Below are 14569 nucleotides of genomic sequence, written 5' to 3'. Positions count from 1 at the left end.
TACGCCTCGATGGTTGGCGTATTGACCGAAGATGACGAGCTGTTTCGCTTTGGGGTCAGCGCTTTTTATTCCGCGCTGCACGATCTTACTCCGGAAGGCGGGCTGCCGCTCGAACTGTCTCGGGGGCGTCGCGCCACCCACTATCAAAACTATGCCTTGCTGTATCTGGTAACCAACATGCAGATTGTTTCCCGTCAAGGCTACGACGTTTTTTCCCTAGAAGTGAACGGCCATGACATTCATAACGCCGTCGACTATGCCATGGAGATCATCGACGATCCCACCAAGCTTGGCGATTATGCGCCCCAAGAACAGTACCGTGGCTTTTTGGAGGATGCACAGTATTTTTCCTGGGCTGACATCTATCTATCCCATCGCGACGATGAGGTACTTGAGGAGTTCGTACGACCCTATCGGCCGTTAGAGAACCGCAGCGCAGGCGGCTACATTACTCTGTACTTCATGGATCCAGAGACGCAACGTATGGAAACCGTCGACGACGCGGTGACGGAAAAGGCCGAAGTCATTATTCCAGACGCAGATTGAGTCGCTTGTTTCGCAACGTTACAACCCGCGCCGAGAGGGCACGAAAAGTGAAACCCATACTTACGAGATTGAGCTATTTAGACGACAACATTTCAAAGAAACTTGCGCTGGTAGCATCTCTGGCCCTGCTGGGGGGATGTGCCGCTGGCGGAAGCAGCCATATGGACGAGGTGCGCGCAAGCGTCGATCCTCAGTACTATGACTGGTTCGACGGCGGTACGCCAGCGGATATGAGTTCATTCGACTGGAAGCATATCGATTTTGCCTATCAAGCCATAGAAAATGGCGATATCGATGAAGCCACCAGTATTTTGCGCTCCATGCAGGCCCAAGGCTTCCCACCAGGCTATTACGAACTGGGTCGCATGTACGACGATGCCATCGGCGTGCCGCGCAACCCAAGCAAAGCGGCAAGACTCTACGGTGAATCGCTGCGTAATCCGTCGAACATTCTGGATAACGCTTCTCTGCGTCTAGGCCGGCTTTATCGGGATGGTGACGGCGTGGAACGCAACGCCACACTGGCTTATTTTCTGATACGCCAGGCGGTGGAACAGGCCGAGGGCGACAACTCCAGCGCCAAGGTCGATCTAGCCGAGATGTTACAGACAGGTCAAGGCGTCGAGGCTGATCCAGGACGCGCCGAAGCGCTGTACAAAGAAGCTGCCGAAAACGACCAGGCCCGTGCCAACATGGCCCTGGCCGAGGCTTATGCGCCCGGCGGCTGGCTGGAAGAGAACTCTCAGCTTTCTCGTCAGTACGCTGAACGCTACGCCCGGGCTCAAGAGGAACCCGCTCGAAACGGCGATCCCCGTGCCATGATCAATCTGGCCAGGATATATGCCGAAGACGGCCTGCTTGGCCCACAGCCGATACTGCATCAAAAATGGCTGCTGGCCGCCGCCGATACCGGCGACCCGGATGCCATGGGAGAAGCCGGGGAATTGCTGCTGACCAGCAAATCCGCCGATGAGCGCCAACAAGGCCTTGATCTACTGCAGCGCGCCGCGGAGGCAGGCGATCTGGAAGCCATGACCCAGTTAGGTCGTGCTTATTTAGGCGAAGGCGCGATAGCAAAGGACCCTGCCAAGGCGGAACGTTGGCTTAGAGCCGCCGCCGATGAAGGTTCTACCAATGCCGCAATATTCCTAGGCAGAGCCTATCTATCCGGCAATGTGCTACAGCGCGATACGCAACAAGGTATTCGCCTGCTTGAACAGACCGCTCAAAAAGGCGATCCCCTGGCCTATGCCATTCTCGGCGATGTCTATCTCAACGGCGAAAGCGTTCCGGCGCAGCCTGCTCGTGCCGTCGGCTACCTGCAAAAAGGTCATGAGGGAGGCAACGAATATGCCACGGCGCTATTGGGCAGCGCCTATCTGAACGGCAACGGCGTGCCTCCGGATCCGGTTCGGGCCATCCAATATCTTTCGGATGCCGCCCAGCGGGGCCAGATATTCGCCACTCGCCTGCTTGGAGAAGCCTACCTCGAAGGCGAAGCGATGGAGTTCAATGCGATTGAGGCCGAGCGCCTGCTGCGCAAGGCTGCCGCCACCGGCGATACCTCGGCGGCCACCAAGCTGGCTGAGGCTTACCTGGATGGCACCGTCGAGAGCGAACGCTCCAATGAAGCGGTTGGCATGCTGGAGGATGCTGCCAAGCAAGACGACGCCTACGCCATGATCGTGCTGGGTCGCGCTTATCGGGAAGGCACTGGCGTGCCACGAGATTTTCAGCGCGCAGAATATTGGCTCAAGCAGGCTCGCAACGCGAATCACCCTTCCGCGAAGGGTGCGCTGGCTCGCAATTATCGTGCCGAGGGTCAGCTAGGTGATATCAACGCGTTGCGTAAGGCAGCGGAGCTGGGCGACGTTCCCGCCATGGCGGACCTGGGTCGTGCCTATCTCAACGGCATCGGCGTTGGGGTGAATTATGCCGAAGCCCGGCGCTGGCTAACCCAGGCGGCAGATGAAGGCCACGGCGGCGCTACCGCAACCCTGGGACGCATGTATCTTGAGGGCAAAGGCGTAAATCAGAATCCTCAGCGCGGCATCAATTATCTCGAACGCGCCATGGCTCAAGGTCATACCGGCGCCAAAGCCGATCTGGGCGAAATACTGCTCAAGGGTAAACTTGTTCCCGCAGACCCCCAGCGGGGACTGGCATTGCTGGAAGCCGCGGCGCCCTACGAATCTTCGGCGCGCATCGTTCTTGGCCAGGCCTATCTGACGGGAAAAGGCGTCCCACAAAATACCGCCAAGGGCAAGCAGTACCTTGTTGAAGCAGCGGACGGCGGAGACCCTTATGCTGCTCAGCTACTGGGTGCGGCTTATATGCAGGGCAAAGGCCTTGAAGAAGATGGCGAACTGGCCGAAAAATACCTTCAGCAAGCAATTGCCGCCAACGACCAGACCGCACGCCAATACCTGGGACGCGCCCTGCTTTACGGTGATCAGGCCGTCGATCAGGACATCGAACGGGGGCGCGGGTTACTCATTGAGGCCGCAGATGCAGGACACGCCGGTTCCATGGCTACCTTGGGGCGCGAATATTTGCGCGGTGATATCCTGCCTCAGGACCGTGAAAAAGGTACCGAATACCTCTTTGAAGCGGCACAGAAAGGCCACCCCACGGCACGTCTCGCTCTTGCCAAAGCCTATCTATGGGCCAACGGACTAGAGAATGCCAGTCAGGAGCAGGCGCTAGTATGGCTGGATACCGTGATCGATGGCGACAGCAACAATGCCCTGGTGATTCTTCGTGAGCTTCTGACCGATCAGGATGCGCTGGAAGCAGCAACAGGAGAGAATCAACAGATCTGAGCGTTCATGATCGACTCAAGAGAAAGCGCTGACCCGATCAGGTCGAGTCAGCGCTTTTTTTGCCCATTTTAGGCTTGCAGATCAGCTGGCTTGAAATGGATTGCGCAATACGATGGTTTCGTTGCGATCCGGTCCGGTCGAAACAATGTCGATTGGCGTTGCAGTCTGCTCTTCCAAGAAACTTATATATGCTCGCGCGTTGGCGGGTAGATCATCGAGTCGCTTGATTCCAAGAGTCGACTCGGACCAGCCCGGCAAGTCTTGATAAATAGGCTCGACTGCCTCATAGCCCTCCGAATCCACCGGCGTATCGAGCTTGTCGCCGTCCTTGCTGCGATAGCCGATACACACGCGAATGGTCTCCAGGCCATCGAGCACGTCGAGCTTGGTCAAGCAGATACCCGATACCGAATTTATCTGTACCGCATGACGCAGTGCCACGGTATCGAACCAGCCACAGCGGCGTGGCCGACCTGTCGTTGCGCCGAATTCATGCCCGCGCTCCGCCAGATGGCGCCCAAACTCATCGAACAGCTCCGTCGGGAAAGGGCCTGAACCAACTCGAGTGGTATAGGCCTTGGTGATACCGAGCACGTAGTCAAGGTACAAGGGGCCCACGCCGGAGCCAGTCGCGGTCCCCCCGGCGGTGGTGTTTGAACTGGTGACATAGGGATAGGTGCCGTGATCGATATCAAGCAGCGAACCCTGAGCCCCTTCGAAAAGAATATTGTCACCTGCCTTGCGCATGGCATGTACCAGACTGACCGTATCGCACACCATCGGGCGTAACTCTTCCGCCATGTTCATGGCTTCGTCGAGTACCTGCTGAAAGTCGATGGGTGCTTCGCCGTGATAATGCTGCAACACGAAATTATGATAATCCAGCACCTCGCCAAGCTTCGACGCGAAGCGCTCTCGATGCAGCATGTCACCCAGGCGCAGGCCGCGCCGCGCTACTTTGTCCTCATAGGCTGGACCGATACCGCGGCCCGTGGTACCGATCTTGGCAATACCCCGCGCTTTTTCCCGGGCCTGGTCGAGACGCACATGATAGGAAAGAATCAAAGGACAGGCTGGCGAAAGCCGAAGACGTTGGCGTACCGGTACACCCTTGGTCTCGAGTTCGCGGATCTCCTTGATCAGCGCTTCCGGTGAAAGCACGACGCCATTGCCGATTACGCAGATCTTATCGTCACGCAGGACGCCAGAAGGAATCAGATGCAGTACGGTCTTTTCCCCGTCAATGACAAGCGTATGGCCTGCATTGTGTCCGCCTTGAAAACGCACCACCGCCGACGCTGATTCAGTGAGCAGGTCGACAACTTTGCCTTTGCCTTCATCGCCCCACTGGGTGCCCAATACCACTACGTTCTTGCCCATTGCTTCCTTCTCTTGATCGTATGATCGTCTTTTACTGGAATGACCGTTCGGCTGCTCAAAGACCTCTAACACAAGGATCTCATTATGTTAATGAGAAGATCTGCCAACCATCCTCCGTCTCGACCAGGTGGCGATTGCAGCGGTGCTGCCCAGGACCGGTACTCTGCCCTGGGAGCGCCTGAACGACCCGCTCGCCTGCCACACGTAGGCGTCCAATCTGTTCGGCTAGACGCTGTCTGCCCGGCTCGGTGTCGCATATCGGCGCCCAGATACCATCTTGTGCAGGCGGGTGCTCCGCCAAGGACGCCAACAATTTCAAATCCATCGAAAATCCCGTTGCAGGGCGGGCTCGCCCAAACACCTGACCGGTATCATCATAGCGCCCCCCCTTGACCAGTGCCTGCCCATAGTGGGGTACATAAGCAGCAAACGTCATGCCGGTGTGATACTGATATCCGCGCAGGTCCGCGAGATCGAAATAAAGCGTTGTATCTGGATAACGATTTTTCACACCTCGATATAATGCCTGCAATTGATCGAGCGCGTTCATGATCGTATTCGAAGCACCCGAAAACAGCGTACGCGCTTCATCCAGCACTTCCTCGCCGCCGTGCAAAGCCGTCAAAGCCTTGAGCAGCGTCGCCAGCTGCGGATCCAGGATTTGCGTATCAACCTGTTTGGCCACATCGCCTGGGGATTTACGTTCGATGGCCTCGAACAAGGCCCGCTGATTCATAGGGCCCAGATCTGCCGCCGAGATAAGATCGCGATAGATGCCGATATGGCCCAGGGCCAGATGGATTTCCTCGCGCCCGCGGTGGCCAGGCTCGACAACGCCAAGTGTAGAATTTCCAGGTCGGCTTCCAGTCCGGCATGACCGAACAGCTCGACCCCTACCTGCACCGGGCTTCGTCCACCTTGATACTGATCCGCTTGAGCGCGCAGCACCGAGTTGCAATAACACAAGCGCGCAGGCCCCGTGCGGCTCAACGAGTGGGCATCCATACGGGCGACTTGAGGCGTGACATCGGCGCTTGCCCCCATCATGCGACCGGTCAATTGATCGGTAAGCTTGAAGGTTTGCAAATCAAGATCGGTTCCGATACCGGTTAATAAGGAGTCGAGAAACTCCACCGGGGGCGGCATTACCAGATCGTAACCCCAGCGATAATAAAGATCGAGCAAGGCGCGGCGCAGCTGCTCCATGCGAGTTGCCTGGGGCGGTAGCACTTCGTCCATGCCATCGGGAAGAAGCCAGCGGTCAGCGATGGTCATCGGTCTATCCTGCCAGAAATGAATGGCCACAAAAAAACCGAGCCTCGCCCGGTTCGAAAAAGATTTTATCATGTTTGCTCTGCGGGCGTACCCCGCAGAGCCATGTTGCCCGGCTACTCTCCGCCGGAACTGGAGCCCTGAGGCTTGGGCCCCTGCAGATAGCGGAAGAAGTCGCTGGACGGGTCAAGTATGAAAAGATCGCTCTTGTTGGCGAAGCTTTCACGATACGCGTTCAGACTGCGATAGAAGCGGAAGAACTCTGCATCCTGTTGATACGCATCGGAGTAGATGGCAGCAGCTTCTGCATCCCCCTGACCACGAAGCGTCTCGGCACGGGCCCGCGCCTCGGCCAACAATACCTGTTGCCGGCGGTCGGCATTGGCGCGCACTTTTTCGGCCTGCTCTTCACCTTGAGCACGATATTCCCGAGCCTCACGGTTACGCTCGGTCTGCATCCGTTCGTAAACCGCTTGCGTTACCTGATCTGGCAAATCAATACGCTTGATACGAATATCGATGATCGCCACCCCAAGTTCATCTCGCAGCAGCTTGTTGAGCTGCTCCGTGGGACCGGACATCAGGGCATCGCGTTTCTCGGCAATGATCTGTTGAAGCTCGAGACGACCGAACTCATTACGCAGGCTTTCATCCACTCGAGGGGTGATCAAGCGTTCGGCAGAGAGTTCGTCTCCTGAAGTCGCCTCATAGTAACGAGTGGGGTTGATTATCTGCCACATGACAAAAGAGTCGACGATGACCGCCTTCTTTTCCAGCGTCAGATAACGGCTGGTATCCGTATCCAATGTCTTGATACGCACATCGAAATTACGAATCGTCTGGGTGACGGGAACCTTGAAATGCAATCCCGGCTGAATGTCCTCTTCGATGATTTCACCAAATCGCAGTTTCACTGCGCGCTCGGTTTCATCGACGATATACAGACTGTTGCTGCCTACCCAAGCGACCACGGCTAGACCGGCGACGATGAGCAGGGAACGATTGTTGATCATTGACGGCCCTCCCTGCGGATGCTGTTGCTTGTTTGGGGCTGGTTGTTATTGCGCAAGCGGTCGAGCAGACGTGGGTCCATGCCCGCCTGACCACCGGACTTGCGGATGGCGTCTTCGCTGCTCTCCTCTGAACCGCCCTGATTCTTCTGTAGCTGATCCAGGGGCAACACCATCAATGGGCTGCTTTCACTGATATCCACCAATACCTTGCTGGTACTGCTGAGCACCTCGGACATGGTCTCGATATACATGCGATCGCGCATGATCTGTGGTGCATTGCGATACTCGGACAACAGCGAGTTGAAACGATTGGAATTACCCTGGGCATCCGCCACGACGGACTCGCGATAACCCTGAGACTGCTCGATCATGCGCTGCGCCTGACCTTGTGCCACCGGAATGATGGCATTGGCATAACCAATTGCCTGGTTGATGGTGCGCTGGCGATCCTCACGGGCCTTGATGACGTCATCGAAGGCTTCCTGCACCGCATCCGGTGCTGAAGTTGATTCGACGTTGATCGTCTGGATCGTGACACCAATATTGTAATTGTTGAGATAAGTTTGCAGACGCGTAGAAACCGTATCCGCCAGCAGTTCACGCCCGGAGGTCAATATCTGATCCATCTCCGTGCCCCCCACCACATGGCGCAAGGCAGAATCCAAAGCGTTCTCGATGGTGATGTCCGGATTACGCACGTTGAGCACGAAATCTGCCGGGTCCGCAACGCGATACTGAGCGGACATTTCGACTTCGACGATGTTCTCATCTTGAGTCAGCATCGATTTAGTCTGGGTGATCGAGCGCACCCGCGTGACGTTGACCATGCGGACATCGTCGATCAAGGGGGGATTCCAGTGCAGACCAGGATTGACTATTTCTTGGAATTTACCAAAACGTAGTACGACCCCTCGCTCTGATTGATCGACGAGATAAAAGCCGGTTGCAGCCCAAATTGCCAGAGCAATGATCAAAAGCAGTCCCGGCAAGGCGAACACGTTGCGCTTTCCACCGCCACTGCCGCTACTACCCCCGCCGCTGCGCTTACCGCGACCACCGCCGAGCATCCTGTTGATCTTGTCCTGGAATTTCTTCAACGCTTCATCCAGATCCGGCGGGCCCTGGTTGTTGCCACCGCCATTACCACCGCCGCCGCCGTTACTGCCGCCGTTACCACTGCCGCGTCGGCCTCCACCACTCCAGGGGTCGTGCTGATTGCCACCACCGCCAGGCTCATTCCAAGCCATACGTCGTCTCCACTAAGCACTGTTTGCGATATGCATCGATTATGTTGTTTTCAAGGCTCATACATACCCGTTAAGGCGATTCTGAAGCCTCTTGAGACCACCCCATCGACTCCCTGTCCTGCGGTGGCAGGTAATCCTTGGCGCTTTCACCCAGCCGTGCAAGCAGCTGCATCAAATCGCGCCGTGGTAAACGAATATCGAGCAAGGTGCGCCCTTGCTCATCAAAGGCCTCTTCGCGTACTGCGCCCAGGTCGTGTAGACCAGCACGCAATTTGCCTTGTTCCGGTAGTAACGTGAGATGCGCCTCAATGACATCCTCAGCCAGGCGCTCGGACAACGCCTGGGTCAAGAGATCGAGACCCTGGCCTTTCTGGGCCGATAGCCACACGACCTCCGGCAAACCGTCACCGTTACGCTCGATACGCGGTGCACTGCCAAGCAGATCAATCTTGTTCATGACTCGCAGACAGGGCACTTCCGAGGCGCCGATCTCTTTGAGGACATTCTCTACTTCAGCAATATTGAGTTCACGATCCGGGTCCGCGGCATCGATCATATGTATGAGTAGCGCTGCCTCATTGGCTTCCTGCAGGGTCGCCTGGAAGGCTTCGACCAGCTTATGCGGCAAATGCCTGATGAAACCCACCGTATCCGCCAAGATCACTGGCCCGACATCATTGACTTCCAGGCGTCGAAGCGTTGGATCAAGCGTCGCAAACAGCTGATCCGCGGCATACACCTGCGCATCGGTCATGGCATTGAACAGCGTCGATTTCCCCGCGTTGGTGTAGCCGACCAGCGAGAGACTGGAAATATCGGCGCGGGAGCGCGCACGCCGATTCTGGTCACGCTGACTGCGCACCTTGTCGAGCCGCTTGTGGATCGACTTGATCCGGCCACGTAACAGACGACGGTCGGTTTCGAGCTGGGTTTCACCCGGGCCCCGCAGCCCGATCCCGCCCTTCTGTCGCTCGAGGTGCGTCCACCCTCTCACAAGACGCGTGGACATGTATTCCAGCTGCGCAAGCTCTACTTGAAGCTTGCCCTCGTGGGTACGTGCCCGCTGCGCAAAGATATCCAGTATCAGCCCTGTGCGATCCAGTACGCGGCACTTCAACGTGCGCTCGAGATTACGCTCCTGTGACGGACTCAGCGCATGATTGAAGATCACCAATTCTGCAGCATGAATGGAGAGTAGCTCGCGTAGCTCTTCCACTTTACCAGTGCCTATAAAGGCACGCGGATCAGGCCTGCGCCGACTACCCTGCAACAAGGTTGCCGGTTCGGCGCCAGCAGAACGCACCAGCTCCAGGAATTCACCTGGATCCTCACGCTCCTGCTCATCCTGAAAATCCACATGGACAAGCACTGCCGTCTCACCGGCGTCGGGTCGTTCAAAAAACAATCAAGACCTCGCGATCAGTTATTCCTGCCCCACCATACTTGGATCCTGGGCCGGTAAGCGTACGTTACGCGAGGGCACTACCGTGGAGATGGCATGTTTGTAGACCATCTGGCTGACAGTGTTACGCAATAAAATGACGAATTGGTCAAAAGATTCGATCTGACCCTGTAGCTTGATCCCGTTAACCAAAAAGATGGATACCGGGATACGCTCCTTGCGCAGGATGTTCAGATACGGGTCTTGAAGGGACTGCCCTTTGGACATTTTGCTCTCCCTAACTGTCTCTATGATGTTGATATCGTTGTCGTCTAATTCGCTTGGGCAAGATACCCAACGGTTCGATAAGATCACTTACCACGCCGTCCTTGCGAAAGTAGCATCTTACGCTAAGTACCGCTCTGGCGCACGATCTTCAAAACGTTTTGCAACGCCGTCGCTGCATTAGCATCCACCCAGTGAAGCGTAGGCCAACTACGCAGCCACGTCATTTGACGCTTGGCCAATTGTCGGGTGGCAACAACCCCTTTGAATGTTAATTCCTCTTTGCCGTAGATCCCGTCTAGATACTGCCATACCTGACGGTAGCCTACGCTTTTCATCGACGGCAGCCCCAGATGCAGATCCTCGCGAGCCTTGAGTGCAACGACTTCTTCGATGAATCCTCTTTCGAGCATCAGGGCGAAGCGCTGCGCAATTCGCTCATGCAAAACGCTGCGCTGTGCCGGCGCGAGCCCAATGGACAACGTTTGCCAGGCAAAGGTTTCCTTTTGTTGTTCACGCCACCATTCACTCAATGGTTTTTTGCTGCCGCGCTGGACTTCGAGGGCGCGCATCAAGCGTTGAGGATCGTTGGGATGAATGCGCCGTGCGGACTCGGGATCGACTCGTTCGAGCTCTGCATGCAAGGCGGCGAGCCCCGCATTGGCAGCCCACTCCTCGAGTTCGGCGCGAATCGCTGGGTCTGTGGCAGGCAGCTTGCCCAAACCGCCAAGCAGGCTCTTGTAGTAGAGCATGGTGCCTCCCACTAAAAGTGGGGTGCCCCCTGCCGCGCTGATACGTCGCATCTCATGCTGTGCATCTTCGCGAAACTGAGCCGCCGAATAGGGTTCGGCAGGGTCGCGAATATCGATCAGACGATGAGGGGCGCGTTCGAGCTCCGCAGGCGTGGGTTTTGCCGTGCCGATATCCAGGCCGCGGTAGACCATTGCAGAATCGACGCTGATCAGCGTCGCGCCAAGATAATCCTGCAGCGCCATGGCCAGATCGGTCTTGCCGGACGCAGTGGGCCCCATCAGCAGTATGGCAAGCGGACGGTTATCCTTCATGCCTGCTCCATCACTTATTGGCCACGTAGAAACAGCTTATCCAGCTCCCGCATCGACATCTCGGTCCAGGTTGGACGGCCGTGATTGCACTGGCCGCTACGCTCTGTGCGTTCCATGTCGCGAAGCAAGGCATTCATTTCAGCAATGCTCAGGCGGCGATTGGCCCGCACGCTGCCATGACAGGCCATGGTCGAAAGTAATTCATTGATGTGCGCTTCGAGGCGATCCGAGCGGCCGTAGCGCTCGAGGTCCGAGAGCATGTCACGGATCAAAGGCTCCACATCCGCTTGCGCCAGCAGACTCGGCACCTGACGCACCAGAAGTGTCTCTGGGCCCGCCACGTCAAGCTCGACCCCCAGTCGCGAAAACGCGTCACGGCACTGCTCGGCGGTTTCAACCTCCGCGGCGCTCACGGCCAGCGACACGGGTACCAGTAAAGGCTGAGCATCCAGAGCCCCGCCGCTACCGGCATGGATGAATATCTGCTGCTTCATGCCTTCATAGGTAATACGCTCATGAGCGGCATGCATGTCCACGATCACGAGCCCCCGGGCGGTTTGGGCAAGAATATAGACGCCATGAAGTTGCGCGATGGCGTAGCCCAGGGGTGGTGCCTGGGTGGGGTCGTCTTCCGCTAGCGAACGTGGCGCGGCGCTTACTTGATTGGCTTCGCGCTCGAGAATGATTCCCTGCGACTGCTGGCCGTCCTGTAAGGGTGATTGAGGCGTCAGTAGGCTCTCTTCATGCTCCGGGTGCAGAGCGAGATAACCCGCCATGAACTCCCGCACTCGTCCAGCGCTTGGACGCGTCCTGTCATCCTGGCCAGTTCGCAGTGCCATTTGCTGCTGCCAACCGGGCTGCCCTTGGGAAAGGGATGAAACATGAGAAGAAGGCGTTGCCTGGGGACGATACGTTTCGCCCTCCAGGGCCTGCTTTTCCTCCCTGTCCTTGTCTTGAGAAGCGTGAACATTGGGTCGCGCTTCGCCAAGCGCACGGTGCAGACTGGAAAACAGAAAATCGTGCACCAGTCGACCGTCGCGAAAGCGCACTTCGTGCTTGGTCGGGTGCACATTGACATCGACCACCATCGGGTCGAGCTCCAGATAGAGCACGAATACCGGATGACGCCCGTGGAACATCACGTCGCGATAGGCCTGGCGAATGGCGTGGGCGACCAGACGATCCCGCACCACTCGGCCATTGACGAAGAAATACTGCTGATCCGCCTGGGCTCTTGAATGGGTCGGCAATCCGACCCATCCCCATAGCCGCAGACCCGACGCCTCAATGTCCAGATGCAGGGCATCGTCGAGAAACTTGCCGCCGAGCAGCGCACTGATGCGGCGCTCACTGCCTGTTGCGTCGTTGGCAGGACGCAGCTGATGCAGCGTCTTCTGGTTGTGGCGCAGCGTCCAAGCTATGTCATAGCGAGACAGCGCCAGACGTCGAAAGACTTCTTCCACATGGGAAAACTCGGTCTTTTCGGTGCGCAGGAACTTGCGTCTTGCCGGAGTGTTGAAGAACAGATCCCGCACCGCGACCGACGTGCCACGGGGGTGAGGCGCCGGCGTGACCCGAGACTCCATGTCACGGTCTTCTACCACGACCCGCCAACCGGCGGTGGGATCATCCGTGGCGTTGGATACGAGCTCGAGCCGGGAGACCGAACTGATCGATGCCAGCGCCTCGCCGCGAAAACCGAGACTCGCGACCCCTTCAAGATCCTCCAGGGAGTCGATCTTGCTAGTGGCGTGACGGGAAAGCGCCAGGGGCAGATCCTCCTCATTGATACCGCTGCCATCGTCACGAATCCGGATTAGCCGGGCGCCTCCTGCCTCCAGCTCAACCTCAATGCGTTGACTGCCGGCATCGATGGCATTCTCGATCAGCTCCTTGACTACCGAGGAAGGCCGCTCGACCACTTCGCCGGCCGCAATCTGATTGGCCAATCGTGGATTGAGAACGTGGATACGTTGTGTCTGGGTCATCTCGTCTCACTGAGAGGGTATGAATCAGCCTCGGGGAATATGCAATACCTGCCCTACCCGAATCACGTCGCCGTTCAATTCGTTGGCCTGTCTCAGGCGCTGCACCGGCACCGAATGCTGGGAAGCGATCTCGGACAAGGTGTCTCCAGGCTGGATACGATATTCGTTGGTTTCACCGCCGCGCTGACGATCGCGCTGCCAGGCCAGCATACTGGCCGGCGGCGGATTGCGTCTGAAATGCGCATTGATGCCGGCGAAAACAGCCTTGGCTAGACTGTACTGATAGCTCGAACTGCGTAAGCGCCCCTCTTCACTCGGGTTGGAAATAAAGCCCGTCTCGACCAGCAGTGACGGAATGTCCGGCGACTTGAGCACAGCGAACCCGGCCTGCTCGACCCGAGGCTTATGCAGCTTGTTGATCTGACCCAGCTGATCGAGCACCTGCCCGCCTACCGCCAAGGAGTCGTTGAGGGTCGCGGTCATGGTCAGATCGAGCAGCACGCCACGCAGCACCTCGTCCTTATCGGTCAGATCGAGATTGCCATCGACGCCACCGATCAAATCCGAGCGATTCTCGCTGACCGCGAGCCATTTGGCGGTCTCCGAGGTCGCGCCACTTTGAGACAGGGCGAACACCGAGCTGCCGCTGGGACGCGGGCTCTTGAACGCATCCGCGTGAATCGAGACGAAGAAATCGGCTTTCTGATCCCGAGCCAGCAGGGTGCGCTGACGCAAGCCGACATAATAGTCGCCGTCGCGAATCATCACCGCCTTGAAGCCTGGCGTATCGGAGATGATTTTCTCGAGCTTGCGGGCGATATCCAGCACCACATCCTTTTCACGGGTGCCTAGCGGACCCATGGCCCCAGGGTCCTCGCCGCCATGGCCCGCATCCACTGCAATGATGATATCGCGCTTGGGATGTGGCTTTGCCTTTTCCTGCGCGACCAACGTTGCCTCTGCAGCACGGTCTCCGCTCGCCTGAGCTTCTGCCAGAGCACGGTCCGTTGCAATCTCCTGCTCGCGAATCTTGGCTTCGATGGGGTCAATGGGATTTTGTATCGCACTGGCGCCTGGGTACTCGAGATCCACCACCAGACGGTGGCCATAGGTATCGTTGGGCGCCAGAGTGAAGTGCTTGGGATCGACCTTGCGACTCAAGTCCAGTACCACCCGTAGATCGTCGCCATTTCGTGCACCGGTACGAATGGCGCTGATGGCGCTTCCGCTCAGGTCCAGACGTGAGGTATCCAGCTGCAGCTTGCTGTCGGCAAGATCGATGACCAGGCGATTCGGATTGTTCAGCGAAAAGACATTGGCCTTCGTCGCCCCGGAGAGATCAAAGACCAGACGCGCGTGATCCGGTGCCGCCCAGATACGTAGATTATCGACGTCGCTGGCCAGAACCGGTGAAGATGACATTATCGCGAATAGCGCTGACAGCAGTATGTCCGACCCTTTCAGCCGGGTTCGGAGTCTTGAAAGCAGACGGTAATGAATGTTGCTCAACCATTTCATGAAGTGTTGCGGGTCCTTTCTATAACTGGCTATAACTGGCTATTAATGGCGCG

Annotated in this window: 10 protein-coding genes and 1 pseudogene; 2 read left to right on the top strand and 9 right to left on the bottom strand. The window is 57.4% G+C overall.

The annotated features are described in order from the left end of the window. Positions 1-546: alginate lyase family protein (locus CH74_RS14820; protein WP_048308307.1), on the top strand; the 546-nt coding region annotated here is incomplete at its 5' end. Between the two features lie 161 nt (positions 547-707). Beyond that, the gene (locus CH74_RS14815; RefSeq protein ID WP_082140444.1) at positions 708-3368 is read left to right on the top strand and encodes a tetratricopeptide repeat protein; all 2661 of its coding nucleotides are present in this window, start codon (positions 708-710) and stop codon (positions 3366-3368) included. An 81-nt stretch (positions 3369-3449) separates the two neighbouring features. Here the strand turns inward: CH74_RS14815 and CH74_RS14810 are convergent, their stop codons facing one another. The 9 genes and pseudogenes from CH74_RS14810 to CH74_RS14770 all read right to left on the bottom strand — a co-directional run bounded on the left by CH74_RS14810 (position 3450) and on the right by CH74_RS14770 (position 14420). After that, positions 3450-4748, bottom strand: coding sequence for an adenylosuccinate synthase (locus CH74_RS14810; protein ID WP_048308302.1), 1299 nt, complete (start codon positions 4746-4748; stop codon positions 3450-3452). A gap of 82 nt (positions 4749-4830) precedes the next feature. Then, positions 4831-6023, bottom strand: a pseudogene (locus tag CH74_RS14805) (ATP phosphoribosyltransferase regulatory subunit). Positions 6024-6136: 113 nt separating this feature from the next. Then, positions 6137-7033: a protease modulator HflC gene (gene hflC / locus CH74_RS14800; RefSeq protein WP_048308301.1), complete on the bottom strand. Its 897-nt coding sequence runs from the start codon at positions 7031-7033 to the stop codon at positions 6137-6139. Further along, positions 7030-8280 (bottom strand): FtsH protease activity modulator HflK, encoded by a 1251-nt coding sequence (hflK, locus tag CH74_RS14795; RefSeq protein ID WP_048308300.1) that lies wholly within the window; start codon positions 8278-8280, stop codon positions 7030-7032. The genes hflC and hflK overlap by 4 nt, the downstream gene beginning before the upstream one ends. A 70-nt stretch (positions 8281-8350) precedes the next feature. After that, positions 8351-9685, bottom strand: a complete 1335-nt coding sequence (hflX, locus tag CH74_RS14790; protein WP_048308299.1) for a ribosome rescue GTPase HflX — start codon at positions 9683-9685, stop codon at positions 8351-8353. A gap of 18 nt (positions 9686-9703) precedes the next feature. Next, positions 9704-9949 carry an RNA chaperone Hfq gene (gene hfq / locus CH74_RS14785; protein WP_048308298.1) on the bottom strand — a complete coding sequence of 82 codons (246 nt, stop codon included), beginning with the start codon at positions 9947-9949 and terminating at the stop codon, positions 9704-9706. A gap of 122 nt (positions 9950-10071) precedes the next feature. After that, positions 10072-11010 (bottom strand): tRNA (adenosine(37)-N6)-dimethylallyltransferase MiaA, encoded by a 939-nt coding sequence (gene miaA, locus CH74_RS14780; RefSeq protein WP_048308297.1) that lies wholly within the window; start codon positions 11008-11010, stop codon positions 10072-10074. Between the two features lie 14 nt (positions 11011-11024). Then, complete coding sequence (gene mutL, locus CH74_RS14775; protein WP_048308296.1) at positions 11025-12998, bottom strand: DNA mismatch repair endonuclease MutL; 1974 nt, start codon at positions 12996-12998, stop codon at positions 11025-11027. Positions 12999-13022: 24 nt separating this feature from the next. After that, a complete protein-coding gene (locus CH74_RS14770; RefSeq protein ID WP_048308306.1) occupies positions 13023-14420 on the bottom strand; it encodes an N-acetylmuramoyl-L-alanine amidase in 1398 nt (465 codons plus the stop codon). Positions 14421-14569 lie beyond the last annotated feature (149 nt).

Source organism: Halomonas sp. PR-M31, assembly GCF_001039575.1.
In the GTDB taxonomy this organism is placed as follows: Bacteria; Pseudomonadota; Gammaproteobacteria; order Pseudomonadales; family Halomonadaceae; genus Modicisalibacter.
This window is presented reverse-complemented; position numbering and strand designations above follow the sequence as displayed.